12 protein-coding genes and 1 pseudogene are annotated in these 21,371 nt (G+C 52.9%); 10 read left to right on the top strand and 3 right to left on the bottom strand.

The genetic code is table 11. From position 1 onward, the window contains the following. The 8 genes and pseudogenes from M2108_RS21745 to M2108_RS21710 all read left to right on the top strand — a co-directional run. Positions 1 to 680 (top strand): annotated as a pseudogene (locus M2108_RS21745) (IS256 family transposase); the annotation flags it as partial. A 582-nt stretch (positions 681 to 1,262) separates the two neighbouring features. Continuing rightward, a complete protein-coding gene (locus M2108_RS21740; RefSeq protein ID WP_277471331.1) occupies positions 1,263 to 2,219 on the top strand; it encodes an ABC transporter permease in 957 nt (318 codons plus the stop codon). A 19-nt stretch (positions 2,220 to 2,238) separates the two neighbouring features. Beyond that, positions 2,239 to 3,129, top strand: a complete 891-nt coding sequence (locus tag M2108_RS21735) for a carbohydrate ABC transporter permease (RefSeq protein ID WP_277471322.1) — start codon at positions 2,239 to 2,241, stop codon at positions 3,127 to 3,129. A gap of 112 nt (positions 3,130 to 3,241) precedes the next feature. Next, positions 3,242 to 4,942, top strand: coding sequence for a type 2 periplasmic-binding domain-containing protein (locus tag M2108_RS21730; RefSeq protein WP_277471321.1), 1,701 nt, complete (start codon positions 3,242 to 3,244; stop codon positions 4,940 to 4,942). A 90-nt stretch (positions 4,943 to 5,032) separates the two neighbouring features. Next, positions 5,033 to 6,925 (top strand): cache domain-containing sensor histidine kinase, encoded by a 1,893-nt coding sequence (locus M2108_RS21725; protein ID WP_277471320.1) that lies wholly within the window; start codon positions 5,033 to 5,035, stop codon positions 6,923 to 6,925. Further along, positions 6,922 to 8,514 (top strand): response regulator transcription factor, encoded by a 1,593-nt coding sequence (locus M2108_RS21720; protein ID WP_346780583.1) that lies wholly within the window; start codon positions 6,922 to 6,924, stop codon positions 8,512 to 8,514. Before M2108_RS21725 ends, M2108_RS21720 begins: the two co-directional genes overlap by 4 nt. A 25-nt stretch (positions 8,515 to 8,539) precedes the next feature. Continuing rightward, positions 8,540 to 9,343 (top strand): AAC(3) family N-acetyltransferase, encoded by an 804-nt coding sequence (locus tag M2108_RS21715; RefSeq protein ID WP_277471319.1) that lies wholly within the window; start codon positions 8,540 to 8,542, stop codon positions 9,341 to 9,343. A 122-nt stretch (positions 9,344 to 9,465) separates the two neighbouring features. Next, positions 9,466 to 10,104, top strand: a complete 639-nt coding sequence (locus M2108_RS21710) for a histidine phosphatase family protein (RefSeq protein ID WP_277471329.1) — start codon at positions 9,466 to 9,468, stop codon at positions 10,102 to 10,104. Positions 10,105 to 10,492: 388 nt separating this feature from the next. Here M2108_RS21710 and M2108_RS21705 read toward each other — a convergent pair whose 3' ends face one another. Both M2108_RS21705 and M2108_RS21700 read right to left on the bottom strand, forming a co-directional pair. Next, the gene (locus M2108_RS21705; protein WP_277471318.1) at positions 10,493 to 11,767 is read right to left on the bottom strand and encodes an MFS transporter; all 1,275 of its coding nucleotides are present in this window, start codon (positions 11,765 to 11,767) and stop codon (positions 10,493 to 10,495) included. Between the two features lie 30 nt (positions 11,768 to 11,797). Beyond that, a complete protein-coding gene (locus tag M2108_RS21700; protein WP_277471317.1) occupies positions 11,798 to 12,703 on the bottom strand; it encodes an ArsR/SmtB family transcription factor in 906 nt (301 codons plus the stop codon). Between the two features lie 218 nt (positions 12,704 to 12,921). On the opposite strand from M2108_RS21700, the gene M2108_RS21695 reads away from it, so the two are divergent. Then, positions 12,922 to 13,521 carry an RNA polymerase sigma factor gene (locus M2108_RS21695; protein ID WP_277471316.1) on the top strand — a complete coding sequence of 200 codons (600 nt, stop codon included), beginning with the start codon at positions 12,922 to 12,924 and terminating at the stop codon, positions 13,519 to 13,521. After that, positions 13,496 to 14,641: a DUF4179 domain-containing protein gene (locus M2108_RS21690; RefSeq protein WP_277471328.1), complete on the top strand. Its 1,146-nt coding sequence runs from the start codon at positions 13,496 to 13,498 to the stop codon at positions 14,639 to 14,641. The genes M2108_RS21695 and M2108_RS21690 overlap by 26 nt, the downstream gene beginning before the upstream one ends. Before the next feature lie 88 nt (positions 14,642 to 14,729). On the opposite strand, the gene M2108_RS21685 is transcribed toward M2108_RS21690, so the two are convergent. Further along, positions 14,730 to 20,969, bottom strand: a complete 6,240-nt coding sequence (locus M2108_RS21685; RefSeq protein WP_277471315.1) for an S-layer homology domain-containing protein — start codon at positions 20,967 to 20,969, stop codon at positions 14,730 to 14,732. Between the last annotated feature and the right edge of the window lie 402 nt (positions 20,970 to 21,371).

The following is a 21,371-nucleotide window of genomic DNA, read 5'->3' as shown; positions in this document are numbered from 1 at the left end:
ATGGGAATCGACGAAGAGGGACACCGTCAGATCCTGGGCTTCTACGTCGGCGGTCAAGAGAGCGCAAACGGCTGGCGTGAGGTGCTTAAAGATCTCTGTACAGCCGTGGAGTCCATGAAGTCTTGCTGGGTGTATTCGACGGGCTGCCGGGACTAGACACAGCCTTCCGTGAAATCTATCCCAAGGCAGATGTACAGCACTGTGTAGTCCATAAAATCCGTGCGACTTTCCCCAATATTCGGGTCCAGCACAAGACGGATTTTTTTGAAGATATAAAGACAGTTTATACAGCTGCAGACCATGAGTTGGCGCTGGCTGCGTTCGATACGCTGAAGGCAAAATGGGGCAAGCTGTATCCGAAAGAGCTACGTTCTTGGGAGGACCAATTCTCTACCTTACTGACATTTTACAAATATCCTCCGCTTATAAAGGAGGCCATTTACACCTCGAACCCCATTGAACGAATGAACAAGGAAATTCGAAAGCGTCTTAAGCCGATGAATAGTCTGACGAACATGGATGCAGCAGAGAAAATTATTTACCTTGACGTGATGGAGTACAATAACCGCTTTGCCGAACGGGTTACTCGAGGATTCGGCGATCCAGGAGTTAAGAAGAAATTGAACGCCATGTTTGAAGCGCGGTACCCCGTGTTGGAAGAGTCAGAACAAGCGACCTGATTCTCGTGTCCTTGGGGGCGGGGTTCCCCCGCCCCCAAGGACACCCACACCTATTAACAAACACCTGAGAACCCACTTTTACTCTCTTACACAAACTTCTTGACGCTACCGAAAAATCCCACTATTTCAGCCAAAAGTAGCTCAATTAGCACGCAATAGAGGGAAAAATCCCACTAACTCAACCAAAGGCAGCTCAATTAACGCCCAATAGAGGGAAAAATCCCACTAACTCAACCAAAAGTAGCTCAATTAGCACGCAATAGAGGGAAAAATCCCACTAACTCAACCAAAGGTAGCTCAATCAGCACGCAATAGAGGGAAAAATCCCACTAGGTGAGAAGTAAGCGGCTGGTTAGCGAAGGGTCAAGGGCCCCCTTACTCAGCGGCCAGCGGATCGAATCACCATTCTCCCCACCCGAAATTTGCGACCCCAAACCGGAAATTCGCTACCTTCCCCCTTAGGGTGAATGCGGTTACAATAAGGGCATAGAGCTGCAAACGCTTTTATAAACACATTACAGAAAAAGATTTATCTTGGAGGTCCATACGATGGAGAACAAAACAAGCGGCGGGGTTAGCCCGATGAAAAAGTTGCCCGTTCCGGCTCTTATCGAAACCGGTTCAGGTCGCAAAAGATCACTATGGAAAAGGCTGGTAGCCCAAAAGCATCTGCAGACAATGGCGCTGCTCGGCGTGGCCTGGATGATTATTTTTAACTACATTCCGATGTACGGGATGATTATCGCCTTCAAGGAATACAACATTGTCAAATCGATTGCCGAGGCCCCTTGGGTGGGACTTCAGCACTTCAGAGAATTATATGAGGACGAGGACCTGAGGTATGTTATCAAGAACACGCTGGGCATCAGTTTAATCAAGCTGCTGATCGGCTTCCCTCTCCCTATCATTTTTGCCCTGTTTCTCAATGAGGTACGTTCGATCCGCTACAAAAAAGCGATTCAGACGATCTCCTACCTGCCGCACTTTCTCTCCTGGGTTGTGCTTGGCGGTATCCTGGCAACCTGGCTTGCAGATGTAGGGATCATCAACAATATTCTGCTGGCACTGAACCTTATTGATAAGCCGATTTCCTATCTGGCGGAACCAAGCTACTTCTGGACCATCGTGATCTCCTCGGATATCTGGAAAGAACTCGGCTGGTCAGCGATTATCTACCTGGCGGCAATTGCCGGGGTATCCCCGGAAATGTATGAGGCCGCTACCATCGACGGCGCCGGACGCTTCCAGAAAATGTGGTACGTCACACTGCCGGCCATCCGCGGAACGATCAGCATTCTGTTCATTCTGGCGGTCAGCGGCGTGCTCAACTCGAATTTCGATCAGATTCTGGTCCTGCGCAACTCGCTTAACGAAACAGCCAGTAATGTAATTGACTATTACATCTACTATACAGGGATTGTCACCAGCCGCTTCTCCTATTCTATGGCGGTCACGTTGATCAAATCAGTCATAGCACTGATCCTGCTGCTAATTGCCAACCAGGTAACCAAAAAAGTCAACGATACGTCACTGTTCTAGAAGAAGGAGGATTTAAACCATGTTTTCTCTCAAACGCAAAACGATGGGCGAAGCCATATTCGATATCGCCAACAACCTGGTCATGCTGTGTATCTGCTTCGTTACTCTGTATCCGATATGGTACGTGCTGATTAACGCCTTCAATGACGGCAATGACGCCATGATGGGCGGGATCTACTGGTGGCCCCGGATGTTCAGCCTGGAGAACTTTGAAGCGGTATTCGCCAGCTCTGGCATTATGACGGCGATGGGCGTTACGGTGGCCAAGACGGTTATCGGGGTGGTCCTGCACGTATTCTTCACGGCAATGGTAGCTTATGCACTGTCCCGAAAAGGGCTGATCGGCGGGAAATTCTACATTCTGCTCGGTACCATCACCTTGTTCTTCAACGGGGGACTGATTCCGACCTTCCTGCTGAACCGGGATTTACATCTGCTCGATAACTTCCTGGTCTATATCATTCCGGTCTTGTTCAGCTTCTTCGATCTGATTATCTTCATGACCTTCTTCCGGGAGATTCCCGAAGGACTTGAGGAAGCGGCATGGATCGACGGTGCCAATGACTGGTCGATTCTGCTGCGGGTGGTGCTGCCGGTATCCATGCCGGTTATCGCAACGATCGCGCTGTTCCACGGGGTGTATCAATGGAATGATTATTTTGCAGGTATTATTTACATCAATAACCCGGACCTGCAGCCGATCCAGACGTATCTGTTCCGGGTGGTGGCCCAGTCCAGCTCCAACCAGATGATGGTCGCCCTGCAGGGCAGCAGCGTTACCAAGACCGTAACCTCACAGTCCATCAAGCTGGCCACTATGGTAGTCACGACGCTGCCGATTGTATTCGTCTATCCGTTCCTGCAGCGCTATTTTGTAAAAGGCATGATGATCGGTTCAATCAAGGGCTGATCAGCGGCCGTGTATAATCAGGTAACTCCTCCAGAGGCTGCGCCAAGCAGCTTCCGGGGTTGAGCTTATACAAGTATTCATTCATAACATTTTAGAAAAGGGGTAAATAAGCATGGGCATGAAACGCAAGCCAAAATCAATGGTGCTGCTGCTCTTGGGACTGATGCTCGCGATGACGGCGTCAGGCTGCTCAGGCAACAACAATGCAGGAGGAAATGCCAACACAAATAAGGAGAATACCAATACAGCGGCGGCGACAACCGAAGCTTCAGCCGCACCTACGGCTGCTGCGCCATCGGGGGATGAACCGGGCTGGCAAAGCGATACTTCACCGATCACCTTTGACTGGTATCTGAATTTCTCCTGGTTTCCAAATAAATGGGGTGTAGACCCGACCTCGCAATATGTAACGAAAAAGACCGGCGTCAACATTAACTTCATCGTGCCTGCCGGTAACGAGAATGAAAAGCTGAATACAATGATTGCTTCCGGCCAGCTGCCTGACTTCATTACCCTCGGCTTCTGGGAAGATGCGATCAAGAAAATGATCGAAGGCGATATGGTGCTGCCGCTCAACAAGCTGGCGGATGAATATGACCCTTACTTCTACAAGGTTTCCGATAAAGATAAGCTCGGCTGGTACACCCAGGAGGACGGCAATGTCTACGGTTATCCGAACTCTTCCTCCTCACCTGCCGACTATGAAAAGTACGGCGCAAACTATGTATCCAACCAGACCTTCGTAGTCCGCAAAGATATCTATGAAGCGATTGGCAGCCCGGATATGCGCACACCGGAAGGCTTCCTGAACGCCCTCAAAATGGCGCAGGAGAAATTCCCTCAAGTAAACGGCCAGCCGCTGATTCCACTCGGCCTGCATGAGTTTACGGAGAACGGCAATGACTCCCTGGAAGGCTACCTGCAGAACTTCCTGGCGATCCCTTGGGAAAAAGACGGCAAGGTGTATGAGCGCGAGACTGATCCTGAGTATGTACGCTGGATGAAAACACTCCGTCAGGCTAATCAGGACGGACTGCTGGCTAAAGACATTTTCATCGACAAGCGTGCTCAAATGGAAGAAAAGATTGCTCAAGGCCGCTACTTCGCAATGCTGTACCAGCGTACGGACTTCGCTTCCCAGCTTGGAACCATTTTCCAGAAGAATCCTGAACAGACCTATATTGCTGTAGACGGACCTTCCAATACGGCGCTGGATCAGCCAACCCTGAACGGCCCTGGTATCTCCGGCTGGACAGTAACCCTGATCTCCAAGAATGTAAAAGACAAAGCACGCGCTATTAAATTCCTCAGCTACCTGAACAGTGAGGAAGGAAATAAAGATTTGTACCTGGGTGAAAAAGGCGTCAGCTATGATACAATTGATGGTAAAGACCAGTTCCTGCCTGAAGCATTCGCGCTGATGAACAGCGACCGTGCGGCGTTCGACAAGCAATACGGCTCTTCCTTCACGTTCTGGATGCTGCAGAACACGAACATTACCGACCAATGGGCTCCTAAATCTGTAGAACCGTTCAAGCAGCTGGAAGACTGGACCCGCGGTAAGGCAATCAATACTTCCGAGTTCCAGCTGATCGATCCTACCGGCAACTCGCCGGAAGGCATTATCGCTACCAAGCTCAAACAGCTCCGCGGCAAAACGATGCCGAAGCTGCTGATGGCTTCCTCCGATGCCGAATTCGATGAGATCTGGAATGATTACCTCGCGAAGAAGGAAAAAGAAGGCTTTGCGACCTTCGATGCCTACAGACAGACCAAGTATCAGGAGAACAAAAAGAAACTCGGTATGGAATAGTATAGAATAAGACCCAATTGCCCGCTGACTGCGGGCTTTTGGGTTGTTTGCTTCTATTTATTGAGATGATGCGGTAACAGGAGAGTGCGTATGCGTAAACGGATTAGAGAGCTTTGGAGTTCCTTCAGCTACTGGTGGGGGCGCAGATCGCTGCAGAGCAGGCTGGTGGCCGCTTATATTTTCATTATCCTCGGCCCGAGTCTGCTTGTCTCCGTGTTTTCTTTTAGAACCATTAACAATACCTATGTCCGTGACGCCGTGGATAAGAACAATTACCTGCTGCAGATGGAGAAGCTTCACATCGTCAATCAGATTGAAGTGATGGAGCGGGCGGCACAGATTGCTTATTCCGACTCGGCTGTAAGGAGCTATCTCTCAAATGAGAGCGCTCTTACGTTAGGGGAGCTTGTCGATTTTAATAACACTACCTTTATCAATCTAAGCCGTATCCAGTTGAACAACCCGGGCATTGAGCATCTGCGCCTGTACTCAAACAACGAGAGTATGTATGAGATCTGGCCGATTATTTTGCGTGAAGACCGGGTGTATGAGGAGCCGTGGTATCAGGAAGCGCTGAAGCTGGAAGAAAGGGAGCTGTGGGTGTTTCAGAGCAATGATCCCGATGTCATGCAGCGGTACACCAATTTATTGACAGAGGGACAGCCCAAGGTCTCCCTGCTGCGGGCAATCAGCATTCCGGCCGGCCATCATGTCGGGATGATCCAGGTAGATATGATGCTGAACAATTTCACGCCGAAGACGTATACGGATGTACGCGATAACCAGTCCCAGATGTTCATCGCGGATTCCGGAATGCGGCTGTTTACACGCAGTGACAACTCTTTTACTGAGAACTATACACAGCTGGAGAAGGCTATTACCGAGCGGCTGAAGCATTACGGGGAGACCGGGGAATGGGACATTCATTACAAGGAGAACGGCAGCTCGTTCATGCTGATTCATACTCCGCTTGAGCGGATCGGCGCTTCGCTGATCAATGTGGTATCCATGGAAGATGTAATGAAGCATATCTCCCAGACCCGCAATTTGCTGATCGGCGCCAACATCGGGTTTATTTTTCTGGTTACGCTGATCGCCTATGTTATGAATGCCTTTATTCTCAAGAAGCTGCGGCTGCTGACAGAAACGATGAAAAAAGTGCGCAAAGGCGAGACCTATACGGGGCTGTCCATCCGCGGAGGCGGGGAGGTCGGGGAGCTGGCGCATCACTTCAACAAGCTGATGAACACGATTAATACGCTGGTGGCCCAGGCCGTTCATAAGCAGGCGCTCACGAAGGAGGCCGAGCTGCGCACGCTGCATAATCAGATCGACGCACACTTCCTCTACAATACGCTGGAAAATATTAAAATGCTGGCGGAGATTGAGGATCAGCGGACGATATCCGATGCCTTGACCTGGCTGGGCGGCATGATGCGCTATAACTTTAAATGGACAGGCGAATATGTGAAGCTGCGCGATGAAATCCGCCATATTCAGAATTATATTGAGATTATGAATATCCGTTTTGAACACCCCATCCATCTGGAGTTGAATATAGATCAGGTTTATATGGAAGTCGAAGTGCTGAAAATGTCGCTGCAGCCGATTGTGGAGAACAGTGTGAAGCATGCCTGGAATAACGGCGGGGATGAGCCGGAAGGCCGCAGCATACGTATTGATGTGACGGAATCGGAGGGAGAGCTCTTTATCCTGATTGGCGACAACGGCTGCGGGCTTACGCCGGAGCGGCTGGCCGCTCTCCATGAGAACATTTACGCCAAAGAAGAGCAGAGCACAGAGTTTTCGGGTAAGGGAAGCGCAGGCTACAAGGCCGGAGGCATCGGCCTAAGGAATGTGCATCAGCGGCTGCAGCTGTTCTACGGCGATGCTTACGGGCTGGAGCTGCAAAGTGAGCCGGGGCGGTGGACTACGGTATTCATGACGCTGCCAAAAGTACTTTTGACGGGGGATAAGAGATGATGAAGAAGCTGCTGATCGTAGATGACGAGAAAATGATCCGCCAGGGTCTTAAGGCAATGATTGAACGGGAATATCCGGCGGTTTATACGATTGGGCTGGCAGGCAACGGGCAGGAGGCGCTGGAGCTGTTCCGGCGGGAGCCGGCTGACATCATTATTACCGATATCCGTATGCCCGTAATGGACGGTATCACGCTGCTGGAGCATTTATCGGCGGAAGTGCTGCCGGACCGGCGCCCGGCCGTGATTATCCTGAGCGGCCATGATGATTTTGAATATGCCAAAAGCGCGATCCGTCACCGGGTGAAGGACTACCTGCTGAAGCCGATCCGCCGCGAGGAGCTGTTCGGTACCCTTGAGCAGATTCAGCAGGAGCGCCAGGCGCAGGAAAGCGGTGCAAGCCGGCAGGCGCTGGAAACCGAAAACTACCGCAAGGAGCTGCGTACCGCCCGCCTCCAGCGTCTGCTGCAGCAGCAGGATGTGCAGCTTGCCCCTGAGCAGCTGGAGGAGCTGGGAAGGCTGCAGCTTCCGTATATGGTAGGCGTTATAAATTATTACTACAGCGACGGCACGCGGATGAACTCCGGTGAGGTGCAGGGGCTGCTGGAACGGCTGACGGGGCCGCTGGAGCAGCAGTTCAGCGAGATTCTGACCGACTGGGAAGGAAAGCTGATCCTTGCCGGCGGGAGAGCTGAAGCGTTCCTGAACCTGTACAGAATCGCGGAAACGAAGGAAATTAAAGGGCTGCTGATGGGTGTGAGCGAGACAACGGGCAACCCGGAGGATTTTCAGGAATGCTATAAACAGGCCTGCCGTGCGCTGCAGTATACTTTTCTGACCCCTCAGTCCGGCTACATGGATTACGGGAGTATCCGTGCTGACCGGCTTAGCTTTCCTCTGCCGGAGGAGGAGCTGCGCAAGCTGCTGAATATGCTGGGGACCGAACGGGAAAAGGAGATTAAGAGCCTGCTCGGGAATATTTTTCAGACGGAGCATTTGCAGCATCTGGATCTGGCTTACGTGGAGAATGTGGCCCGCAGTATCAACGAACGTGTGCTGGATGAGGTATTCCGGGTGCATGGGGAGGCTTCCGTTGAGGTGCTGAAGCTGTACCGTACAGTAGGCAACTTGTATAATTACCGCCATTTTCATGATTATTACCGCGCGCTGGAACATTTGCTGCTCAGTGTAAACGATTATATTATAGGAATACGCTCCGCGCATACCGAGCACGCCGACATGGAAGCGGCACTGGCTTATATTGAGGAGCATTACGCGCGTCCCTTGAATATGGCGATGGTCAGCAACCATGTATCGCTCAGCTATTCTTATTTCAGTGAGGCTTTTAAGGCCTATACAGGCGAGAGCTTTGTCATCTATCTCAAAAAAGTGCGTATCCGCCATGCCAAAGAGCTGCTCGCAGGCAGCCGGATGATGAAGCTGTCGGGAGTGTCGGAGGCCGTCGGATTTGAGAACAGCAAGCAGTTTACCCGTGTATTCAAGGAGCTGGAGGGCATCTCCCCCGGAGAATACCGGATCAAGCTGCTGGGCGCAGGCAGCATCCGCCCGGAGGATAAGGAGCTTTATTAAGAAATGCAGGTTTGGAGGTAAGGAAGTGGAAGAGATACAAGGCAATCTGATTACAGTAGAGTCGCTTGCGGCTGATTTCCGCAGGCTGGGTGTACAGGAGGGTATGACTCTGCTGCTGCATTCCTCTTTTAAGTCACTGGGCCAGTGGGTTGCCGGCGGTCCGGCGGCTGTTATTCTTGCCCTGGAGGAGGTGCTCGGGACGGAGGGAACACTCGTCATGCCGTCGCAGTCCTCCGACCAGACCGATCCCGCAGGCTGGAGCAGGCCTCCTGTGCCGGAAGCCTGGTGGCAGACGATCCGCGAGCAGATGCCGGCCTATGATCCGGACCTGACTCCGCTGCGGGGCATGGGCGTTATCGCGGATACGTTCCGCAAGCAGCGGGGGGTTAAGCGGAGCAGTCATCCGATCGATTCCTTTGTAGCCTGGGGAAAGCACAGGGATTTCATCATTGACGGACACGGGCTGGAATTCGCCTTCGGCGAGCAGTCTCCGCTGGCCCGGATTTACGATCTGCACGGGAGCGTGCTGCTGCTGGGTGTAGACAGCCTGAATAACACCTCCCTGCACTTGTCGGAATACCGGGCAGAGTATGCCGGGAAGCAGGAGGTGACCCCCGGCACGCCGATGCTGGTAGACGGAACCCGGCAGTGGGTGCAGTTCAGGGACCTGAACTGGGAGTCGGAGGATTTCAAGGCGCTTGGGGAGGATTTCGGCCGGGAGACGGGCCTGATCCGGCACGGGCGTGTGGCGGCATCGGCCGCTCAGCTGATGCCGCAGCGGGAGCTGGTGGATTACGGCGTGAAGTGGCTGGAGCGGAACCGGAAGTAGGCTGCGTGGCAGCCGGCTGACATCGGACTGCCTGCAGCCTGCGGATTCTGCAGCCAAGGCAGAGGCATATTGGGAGATTAGGGTAGAACTAAGCTCAGGGCAGGTTCAAGGAGGAGTTAAAAATAGGGACAACAACGGTTTATTTAACCCGGCACGGCCAGACAGAGTGGAATGTGCAGCAGCGGATGCAGGGGCATCAGGACTCGCCGCTTACGCCGCTTGGGGTACAGCAGGCGGAGTGGCTTGGCAAGGGGCTGCAGGATGTGCACCTGGATGCAGTATATGCCAGCTCCAGCCCGCGGACACTGCGGACCGCGGAGATTATTCTGGGAGAACGCAAGATTCCCGTAACCGCCTGCGACGAGTTCAAGGAGCTGTGTATGGGAGGCTGGGAAGGCTGCGAATCCCCGGCAATCAAGCTGGCTGAGCCGGAGCAGTTCCGGTATTTCTGGGAAGATCCGGAGAAATTCGGCGTGGAGGGCAGTGAGACCTTCGCCCAGGTGCAGGAGCGGGCGCTGAACAGGCTGCAGGAGATTGTTAGCACCCATGAGGGGCAGACGGTGCTTATAGTGACGCACACAGTTGTAATCAAAGTGTTGATGGCGTACTTTGAAGCACGGCCGATGAACAAGCTGTGGGATCTGCCTTACATTCATCCAACCTGCCTGTGCCGGATCGACATTAAAGATGGCGTACCGGAGATATTGCTGCATGGGGACATCAGTCATTATGAGTCGGCTGATGCAGTTGTGGAATCGTAGGGAAGCAGGCAGTAGCTCCCGAATCTATTTGTTGGATACTCGGTGTCTCATTCGCCCTCTGTGCACGATAAATCGGGTCTTCAACAATTAGTTGGATAATCGCTACTTCATTTGATGATTTTTATTGTTTTTCAGTGATTAGGTGGAAAATCGACACTTATTTTGACCACATTCGCTCCATGAGTACGATAAACGCAGAATTAAGTAGCATTTTTCCAATTAGCAGCTCCGTTCCGGGGAGATTGTTGCTAAATAGATGGCGAAAATCCACTTAGTTCGATCACTAAGCCCCTTGGCGGGCAATTCCAATGAAGTTGGTTAGCTCTAGAATACTTGGATGGCATACAAACAGGCAGTGCCCATCAGTGGCACTGCCTGTTTGTATAGCTTATTTGGCATGCTGTACCCGGCTTGCAGCCGGAACCCCCAACCGTGCTCCGGCCGCAAGCTGTGTCAGATCACCGTCCAGTGCCTTCAGGCCGGGGAGCAGCGCCGCAAGTCCGGCGCAGATTACCGGCAGCAGCCCGGCGGCCACGAACAAAGTCGGAACCCCGTAGAATTCGGCAACCGCCCCGCCGGCCAAAGCGCCAAGCGGCTGCAGTCCGCCGCTGATCAGGAAGCGGATGGAATTCACCCGGCCCTGGTGGCTTGCCGGGACCAGCTGCCCGTGAAGAGCGGAGCTCAGGGAGCCAAAGAACGGTCCGAATACGCCAGCCATGAATGCCGCAGCCAGGGCGAACGGATAGCTTGGAATGAGCCCCCACAAAGCGGTGACCAGCCCGATTCCGATCAGGCTGCCGAGCATGAAAGGCCGTCTGCGTCTGATCTCTCCGATCAGCGAGACGATACTGATTCCGCTCAGGTAACCAAGCGCCGATGCCGTACCCAGGGAGCCCAGTGCGGCCGCATCACGGTGCAGCACTTCACGGACATAGGGGACCATCATGGTCCAGACGGCACCCGAGCTGAGATTGCTGACGGAGACCAGAACCATAATAGTCAGCATGGCCGGGAATTGCCTATAAAAGCTGAATCCTTCGGCGATTTCTCCCAAGTATTCCTGAAGGGAGAAGCGGCCGGCTGTTTCCCGGGGCTTTGCCAGCTTCGGCAGGCTGAATAGAGTGGCAATTGCGGCTGAATAGCACAGCGCATTGATGCCCAGAGCTGGCAGCGCACCGCTGGATGCGGTCAGCACGCCGGCCAGCGCCGGCCCGAGCAGGACGGCGGCGCCCTTGCAGCCTTCGATGATTGCAAAGGCACGCATCAGCTTGCGGTCGCCGGCTATGCCGGGAACGACGGCGGTTGCCGTCGGCAAAAACAGCGCAGAGCAGGCACCGCTGAGCATTGCTGCAGCGAAGAGATGCCAGAGCTGCAGCTGGCCGAGAAGCCCCATGCCGAGCGGCAGGAGGATGGCCAGCAGCCGGAGCGATCCGAGGCAGGCCATCAGGCGCACACGGTTCAGCCGGTCGGAGAGCGGCGATCCCAGCAGGCGGATGAGGAGCTCCGGAATGCCGGAGGCGAGCACAAGCGCACCCATGGCCAGCTTGGAGCCGGTCAGCTCATAGACCAGCCATTCCATGGCCAGGAGTCCGAAGGTATCGCCGAAGGTGCTTAAGGATATGGTCGCCAAAAGCCCGTAGTAACTGTTTTTTTGTTTGAACACGTGTAAATCCCCTCCCTTTCCTGATCCGGATCAGCTCTCCAGATACTTTCCGATTTGCTCCGGCAGCGCCTGCAGTGCCTCCAGCCGCAGGCTGTAAGAGGCCGTTTTGCCAGTGCTGTGGACGATGACCAGCCCGGCGGCGCGCAGGGCGATCAGATGGTAATGGATTGTGCTTTTGGACAGGCCCACCTGTTTGACGATTTCAGTGAAGCTCAGCTGCCGGCCGGTCAGCAGCCGGAGAATATACAGCCGCGTCTCATCGGACAGCGCCCGGGTAAGCCGCAGCAGCACCGCAGGGGGACGTCCTTCCTCCGGAGGAAGCACATCACAGGAGTAGCTGGTGAACACAAACTCATCATAGAAAGCTGTAGTAACGAGCGGCCGGGGGTGATACTGGGGAATAAGAATGACCCGCTTCAGCTGCTCTGCCGGATACAGGCGCATGCCGGCAGTTGCCTGTTCATAAACCTCCATGTCATTCCCGCCGCCGAGCGTCTTTCTCCGGCTGTCTGCTTCGCTCTGCAGTCCCGCAAGAATCCGCTGATCAATACCGCTGAAATAGCGGGCATCCCATTCGCGCAGCATCTCTGCCGCTCTGCTGCGCAGCTCGGGAAGATTGGCAGGGACGGATTGGCCGAAACGTCCGGAAATCTCAAATAACTCCCCTGTTGTCAGCTCCTCAAACCAGCTTAGGAATCCGCTGACTGTCCGCTCACCCGGACAGCTCCAGATATAGGGATTCAAATTGAAATCCTCGGCCAGGTTGATAACCTCCCGCATATTCTGAAGCTGTACCGGGGCAAAACGGTCCTGCACTTCACGGACCCACAGCTTACCGGCGTCCATGGCATTATGATTCTGTTTATAAAGAAAGGCGTTAAGACTGGCGATACATTCATACATAGGTGCAAAATCGATTTCAACACTGTAACTCATAGCGTGTTCCCCATTTCAAAAAAAATAAGATATCTGATCCGTCTAAATATGTTCTATAAATATAGAACAACTAATTTGTTTTAGTATAAGCGAACTGATTGGAACTTTCAAGCAATAATAATGCGTTTGCCCGCAGCAGGTTTAACAGCCAACTTTTTCATCCATGTCACAAAACACATTCTTTTTCAGTTATATAGGCAAAGAGAGGGGAGGAGCTTATGAAGGAGCCGGCACATCCGGGGAGAAACGCGTGGGAAGACGGTGAGCTTGCAGTGATCGTAGAGCAGGTGCTGCAAGGTCATGTGCAGGCCTACAGTACGATTATTGAGCACTTTCAGCGTCCGATTTATTTGTATTGCTACTATCTGCTGGGAAGCCGGGAAGAGGCGGAGGATGCTGCGCAGGACATTTTTATTAAAGCACTTGAGCATATCGGCGGCTTCAGGCAGACGGTATCCTTTTCCGCATGGCTGTACAGAATTGCAAGGAATCATTGTACAGACCTGCTTAAAAGGCGGAGCAAGGGCTTCAAGCTGTTCGCCATGTACAGGCAGCAGCAAGCCGAGGCTGAGACGGAGGGAAGCCGGCCTGTGCTTACAGACAAGATTCATGAGCTGCTTGCCCGGCTGAATCCTGAGGAACGGCAGATTCTGCTGCTGCGGGCGCTTGAGCAGTACAATTTTGAACAGATAGCGGTTATTGTAGGGATGAATCCGGCCAGAGTCCGCAAGAAATATGAGCGTCTGCGGGACAAGCTGGGCCGGCAAAAAACGAAGGGGGAGATCAGGCTTGGTGAACCGCACAGCGATAGAGGATAAGGAATTGGGGCGGCTTGAGCAGATGATCCGGGACACTCCTGCTGAGATTGATCTGACCCGCGGGGTTATGGACCGGTATGACCAGAAGCGGAGGCAGGTGAGCTGGGAGGCAGCGTCAGGGCGGCGGGGATGGCGGAAGCCAGCTGCAGCGGTGGCGGCGGCTGTACTTATCATGACTGCAGTTGCAGGAACCGGCCTGATTTCTCCGGCGGCGGCAGAAGCGCTGAAGCATATTCCCGGGATGGAGCGGGTATTCCAGCTGGCCGGTGATCTCGGGCTACGGGCTGCTGATGAGCAGGGCTTATACAGCGATCCGGGAGTAAGCGATACGCAGGGCGGGGTGAGCGTAGCGGCGACGGCGGTAGCTTTTGACGGAATACGGGTGTCCGTTGGGCTTGAGCGCACAGCACCGGCTTCAGGAGCAGCGGGGCAGAACGGGTCTTTGCAGGAAGCCATGACTGACGTTGAGCTGTCCATTAACGGGTTGCCGCTGAATGATTATGCTCCTTATGGCAGCAGCATCGGTCCGTTTCTTTTCCCGGTTCCGGACAGTGATAAGCTGGTGCTGGAATTTTCGGATCTGCGTAATCAAGGCGGGCAGGCGTTTCCGGAGCAGTTCGAGCTGGGCTTGCAGTTTAGAGTGACGGGGATAGAAGAGCCATTTCTGCTCGATATTCCGGTGGAGCTAAATACAAGGGACAATCTGGTGCTGGCGCCTTCCGTGGTCCGTCATTCCGGGAATGTTACGATGCAGGTGGACAAGGTTGAGCTGACACCGGTGACAACCAATATAACGACCCGGCTGGAGCTGGACGGCATGACGATATCCGAAATGCACAGCAGCGGCGGCAGTATCGGATACGAGCTGTTTGATGATCAGGGGAACATAATCCAGATGCTGTCAGGAAACGGAACGAACGCTTCGGGCGGCAATGTGTTAGTAGAGGACTCGCGGTTTGCGCCGTTGGGGTCGGTTCCGCAATCGATTACCTTAAAACCGTATCACTTTGTGTACAAAGAGGGCAGCACAAGTGAGTTTCAGCTGGATGCCCGGGGGAATGTGCGGGTCGAGTATATTCCGGAGTTAGAAGTAACTGTGCCGGTAGCAGCGGCTAAATAATACTTTTGCGTCAAAAAAAAGAGGCGGCTCCTGCCGGATGCTATTCACATCCGGGGGAACCGCCTCTTTACATGTGGCTACGCAGCTGTTAGTTGATAAAGCCAAGCGCCAGCAGGGTCTTCTCCAGCATCGTTGCAGCTTCCGCACGGGTAGCTGATTTCTGCGGAGCGAACGAGCCGTCCGGCAGTCCCTGGATAATGCCCTCAGCAGCAATTTCGGCTACTGCCGTCTGAGACCAGGCAGGAAGGGAAGCGGCATCGCTGAATTTGACCAGCTCCGCAGGGTCACTGTTCAGTGATTTGCCGGTGTATTTCATGGCTTTGGACAGAATCGCAGCCATCTCCTGACGGGTGATCGGGCTGTTCGGCTTGAAGCTGCCGTCAGTATAACCGGTGATCAGTCCTGCAGCCGCTGCGGTGTGTACAGCATCCGCATACCATGCGCCTGCATTGACATCACTGAATATAGTGCCGCTGCTCACCGTTGCCAGGCCGAGTGAACGGGTAATCAGGGCAGCGAATTCTGCACGGGTCACCGCTTGTGAAGGTGAGAAGGCAGTATCGCTTGTTCCGGTGATAATCAGCTTGGATGCGAGGAGATCAATAGCCGATTTGGCCCAATGGCTGGTGATATCTCCGAATGTCTTACTGGACTGGACAACGGTGTAATAGCTGTTGCTGTTACGTTTGATGGTAACTGCGGTAGTTCCGTCAGCCTGGGTAGTGAATACGGAAGGCACGAACGAGAGCTTGCCGGTTACCGGATCAAAGGAGACAGCAGTTGCATTGTCCGGATTCAATGATTGTGTTGCCTTGATTGTGCGGCTTACATAGGTGCTGCCAAAGCTGTTCAGCGGTACGCTGTTATTACCGGCCTGAGCGGAAAGGGAGAACTCAATTACCGGTGCTGCCAGGGAGACTGAACCTGCTTGTGCCGCTACGGCCTGATTCAAACTGCTCAGCACAGTGGTGCTGGCCGGCAGAATGGATACTGTAATTGTAAAGTTACTTGTGCCAAGCTGTGCAGTGAGTGCAGTTCCGTTCAAAAGACTGAGCGGAAGCGAATAAGAGGTTCCGTCGGTCGTATTGAAGGTAAGCACTGCTGCCGGGTTGGCTGCAGCCTGCTGGATCAGCACGCTGGCCGGAAGTACAGCCTGGGCTCCGCCTGTTGTAGAAGCCAGCGGGATCACCAGCTCATTGCTGCCTGCAGGCAGCGCTGCGAACTGGGCAGTCAGTGTCTCGGCTGTAAGGGTTGTTACCTGCGGCGCAGCCGTTGGTGCCGGTGTAGCTGTCGAAGCAGGTGTTGGTGTTGCCACCGGTCCTCCGCCATTTGAAGGATTGCCCGGAGTTGGTGATGGTGTAGGCGTTGCACCCTTCAGATCCGTGATGCGTCCTTCTGTAGCATTGTTTACCGTTCCAACCTGTGCCAGATAGTCTGTGAAGACTTCATAGTCCGGCAGATACAGCTCATAGTAACGTCCGTCTGCCTTAGCGGCTGCCAGGGAACGGTAGAAGTCACCGCCGCCGGCCATGAACGAGTTGGTGGACAGGATGTAGTAAGCTTTAGGATCAATAGCAGTATAACTGCCATCGGCCTGCTTGATCTCTACAGAGACGATACGCTCACCGACCTGTTCAACCACATTGGTTGTGGCATTGACGATTTCCGGCTTTTTGGTGGAATCGTAGGTGTAGCGCATGCCAGAGACTTGAGCGAAGCGGCCTTGATCACTTTCCAGTCCGCTGACGCCGTTCTCCAGGGCAGCGATGATTTCCTGTCCGGTTACCTTCAGGGCAACCAGGCTGTTGGAGAATGGCATGACCGTCAGCACTTCACCAAGGGTGATGTCGCCTTGATCAATCCCGGCGCGGATACCGCCGCCGTTCTGAATGGCTACGTAGCCCTTGATCGCGGTCTGCTCGGATTCAGAAATCAGCTTGCTTACCAGTTCTTTCGCTTTAACATTGATGCTGTCGGCAATCAGGTTTCCGAGGTTGGTCTCTTCATTGCGGACCACCCGGGTCAGCTTGCCGTTGATCATCCGGTCGTAAACGAGCGGAACATCGGTTTTGCCGACTACGGTCTGACGGATTTCTGCCAGCTCAGCGTCGTATTTCACGAGCATCGCTTTGGCAGTCGCGTCTTCCGCATATTTTGTCGTGTCGATCAGCTTGCCGTTGTACGTTGTGATGACGCCTTCGTCGTCGAAGTTCACATCGAGCTCACCGAGGTACGTGCCGTATTCACCGGTCTGTACGATCAGAGTCGGCTCGGTGTCAGCGTTGAAGACAACCGGAGCATCCAGCTTGGTGTGGGTGTGGCCGCCGACGATTACGTCGATGCCTGCAACCTCCACAGCCAGCTTCTGGTCTACATTGTAGCCCAGGTGGGATACGGCAATAATTTTGTTAATGCCCAGTGCCTGCAGGGCTTTCACCGTGTTCTCGGCGCTGGTCTTGTAATCCTTGAAGGCGATGTTGTCGCCCGGTGAGGAGAGACCGACAGTATCTTCAGTGGTCAGGCCGAAGATCCCGACTTTTTCACCGTATACTTCTTTAATAACGGATGGATAGATGTGGCCGTCCTCTACCGGAGTAGCTGAATCTGAACCGCCCACCTTGTTAACGAAAATATCCTTCAGCTCATTGTTTTTGGTAATGAAATCAATATTGGAGCTGATGAACGGGAATTCTGCCTCGTCGATGAAGGCTCTGAGCGTCGGCAGTCCTTTATCAAACTCATGATTCCCGAAGGTCATGGCATCGTAGCCGATGTAGTTCATGAACTCCAGGTCAGCCAGTCCTTCAAATTTGGTAAAGTACAGGGTGCCGGAGAATACATCCCCTGCATCGAGCAGGATGGAGTTGCCGGTGCGTTCCTGTTTGATTGCCGTCATCCGTTTAACGACGGTTTCCAGATGGCTGTGCGTGTCATTCGTGTGCAGGACTCTCAGGGAGAAGTCTGCATTCAGGTCAAGCTGTGCCAGAACCGGATCATGGTCGGAGACTCTTCCGCGTGATTCCGGGAAGTCGGCATTGAGATGCACGACATCAATCTCGGCGGAGGCTGTGAGATTTTTGCTCACCAGCAGATGGTCAAGCACCTGAGAGTTGCCATCATAGGTATAAGTGTAGCGTTCGTTCAGCGGCAGCTTGTCGATCAGGTTATCGAGCTCGTTGCCTTTTAGAATCGTTGCCGTCTGAGTGAACTGGAAATCGTTAAGGTCACCAAGCGCGACGATGTTAGCAGACGGGTTAGCTGTCAGAACTTCTTTGACAAAGCCGTTCACCACTGCAGCAATTTTATGACGCTGGGCTTCACTTGAAAGCACAGGCGGCTGCACGTTTCCGAATGGACCGTTATCACCGGATTTGGAGTTGAAATGGTTGGCGATGACGATCACTTTTTCACCGTTAAATTCAAACTGAGCCGCAAGCGGTTTGCGCGAGCTGGCAAAAGCAGTATTATTCGGGTCGATTCTTCCCGGATTGTAGGTAAGCTTATCAGCGTCTGCGTCGTAGCCGACAGCCTGGGTTGCATTGCCCTTTTGACCATTGATGCTGTCAGACAGCTTGACTCTCGCTGCATTGTAAAGGAAGCCGACACGGATATTTCCGCCCGGTGCCCCGCCGTCTGCATTATTAACCGGAGCAATATCAACGTAAGTGTACGCCGGGCCTCCGGCTGCCTGAATCGCCTGAATCAGCTCGGCTGCACTGGCTTCAACATTACCGTTGTTGCCTTCACCGTCGCTGTCCTGCATTTCAACAACGCTGATGATATCCGGCTTTTTCATATTTACAGTGATGGATTCGGCCAGCTTCTGAATCTTTGCTGTGCCTACGCCCGGGTAGTAGTTCTCGATGTTGTAGGAAGCAATCAGCAGCTTGTCCTCATCGACTGTAATCGTTGAAGTTTCCTGCTTGAAGGTGCTTGGTGTGATGCCCGGCAGGCTTCCGTTCCCCGGGATAACCTTGTAATTGCCGTTGTTGTAGCCGATCACACCTGTAACATCCCCATTAAACTTGTCGCCTGTACCGACTTCCTGTCCAGGGTTACCGTAAGCAATCAGGAGACGCTGCGGATTAAGGTTGTCTGTGCCCTTCAGCACAAGGCCGCCGGCAGGTGTAACAACGTCCTGGGATGTGTTTTCAACCCGTACAGGAACGTTATAAACGATTGAATTTCCGCTACCGCTTGTCCAGTAAGGGCTGATAATGGCCGGGGTTGGCAGGGTAACCCGCATGCCTTCAAGGGACTCGTAGAAATCTGCAGCATCTTCAGAAGGCTGGAAAAGAGTCAGACCATCATTGTCGATGATCGAGTCCGGAATAATCCGTCCGCCTTTGCCCAGCACTACCGCTGCAGGCAGTTCTACATTCTTTGCAATCGTCTTAATCGAGCTGAGTGTAATCTGGGTGGAAGTCAGATTGCTGCTGCTTCCTTCATTGTACTCGGACACAAGACCCGTAACGGCCACATGATCCCCGATAGCGGGCTTCAGGCTGGCGTTGGTGCTGTATACGAAAATCCCTTCCGAGGTGTTGATGTTATTGTCAGGCTTAGGATCCTGGATGAAAAAGCCTTTATAATTGCCGTTGGCAAACGTATATCCAAGCTCGGTAACGATACCTTCCACATCCGTAACCGTTTGTCCGGCAAAGCTGGAGGTATGGGATTCGCCCTGAATATCATGGATACGCGGTTGTTCCGAAGCTTTGTATTCAAACGTATAGACCTTGCTGGTCTGGCCGCCTAGCACAGCAACTGCCTTGATCACAATGTCTTTGTCCACAGTGATGGGTGCTGAATAGAGCGGGCTTGAAGCTGTCGGCGTAGCGCCATCAGTGGTGTAGTGTACTGCTGCTCCTGCAGTAGGGCTGGAGAGCGTTACCTGTCCGCCGATGATGATCGGGCCTGCACCCGGGCTGGCTATTACGGAGAACAGCTCCTCAACCAGGCTTTCTGCACCAAGCGGAATGAATTGATAGGTAGCATTGAATTGCTCAATTACGCCGGTAATCTGATCAAAATGCTTACCGGCAGCCAGTTGGGAGAGCCCGGAGTAAATAGTGAATGTCTGATTGCCCTGACTGGCAATGACAGTGCTTCCGTCCTTGCTGTCGATGGTTACATCTTTAAGCGTGACAAGCTGGGCTTCAAAAGCTTCACCATTGGCCGCTGAAAGATCAGCAGCAGTGATCAGCTTGGGAGCCGGAACGCCTGCGTTCTCAGCAGTCACCTTATAAGTAAGGCCGGTAACGGTCTTAAGCTCCTGCAGATTACTATAAATATCCATGGCTCCTTGAACTTCTACACGGTCACCAACCTGTGCAAAAGCCGGGAACCCGTACAGTACGATTCCTGCCGTGTCATCCTGAATGAACGTTTTTGCACCGTCGATGCGTGTAACAACGCCTTCAGTCCATACATTGTCGCCTTTTTCCGCAGGTCTTACAGCGGAGATATTCTGCTTTGTGAGGAGGGTGTAGTCAAATGTCGACACTGCGCTGTACACGTCATCTGCGACAGAGGCATAAGCCTTAATTGTCGTCGGCGCGTTCAGCTGGATAGGTCCGCTGTACGGCGTGTATGCGGCTGAGGCACCGTCTATGTAAACTGCTGCATAGACTGTTGCGCCTACTGTGGCTGTGTTAAGGGTAATTGCTGTGCCTTGCGGCCAGGCACCCGATGCCGGTGCTGCGGTTACAGCCTCAACAGCCTGCTTGATGCCGTAGCTGCTGTTACGCGGATCCGGGGTTTGAACTACGAAGTCGTTAGCATTGTTATCAGTGTCCAGACCGCGGCTGTCAGTCGGGGCGCCTTCGGCAGCTTTGCGGATAGCTGCAGTAGTGTTGCTCAGAGCATTAGTGGCAGTTCCTTCTACATTGGTGGCCGTTCCATAGCCGACCAGATCAACGCTTACATTAGCACTGTTTACGAGGTCAACTTTTCCGTTTGCAGCCCCCATTGCTAAGGTGCCAATTACATCTGGGGCCGGCAAATCTTTAGTGCCGCCTGCTCCCGCCGCCTGCTGGATTAAAAAGTATCCATTGGCAGCAATAGTACCCGTTAGAGCAGTGAATTCTGTTTTCGGTGCATCAAGATTGCCTGTCGCGCTGGAATAACGCACCTTCCACCCGTCAAGGCTTACTGCCTTATCAGTGGGATTGTATAATTCAATGAAATCATTCTTAAGTTCTGCGGCGTTGCTGCCAGTACCATTACCACCAGCACCATAAACCTGTGAGATTACAATATTGCTGTTATCTGTCGCTGCCTGTGCCACTTGTCCGGCAGGCACTACGATGCCAATGAGCATCAGCATTGCCAGTCCTGCGGACAGCCATTTCTGCAACCTGTGAGAAATAACCATTATTCTAAACCCACTTCCTCTCAAACTATGATTTACAACCTAGTAAGTGTAACATCTGTTTGTAAAATGAAAGGTTGTCTCACATGAATATATATTAATTTTATATTAAATAAAATTAAAATATGGAAAGTTTATATAAAATGCACAAAAACATTAGGGAATGTAGTGAAAATCTATGAATGATCAAGCTGTTTTCTGTACTAATTTAAAATGAAGCTAGTGAATGTGTAAAAGTAATGTTATGTATGCGTAAAATATATAAAGCAGCTGGTGATGTTTGGTTGGCGTTTATATTTAGGGGATGACTTATCATCCCGCTTCCGGGTTGGGGGAGGGGCATGCTTTTTAAGTGTA

Origin of the sequence: Paenibacillus sp. PastM-3, from assembly GCF_029893965.1 — a bacterium.
Classification (GTDB): domain Bacteria; phylum Bacillota; class Bacilli; order Paenibacillales; family Paenibacillaceae; genus Paenibacillus_AQ.
The sequence above is the reverse complement of the archived record's forward strand: the minus strand, read 5'-3'. Positions and strand labels throughout refer to the sequence as shown.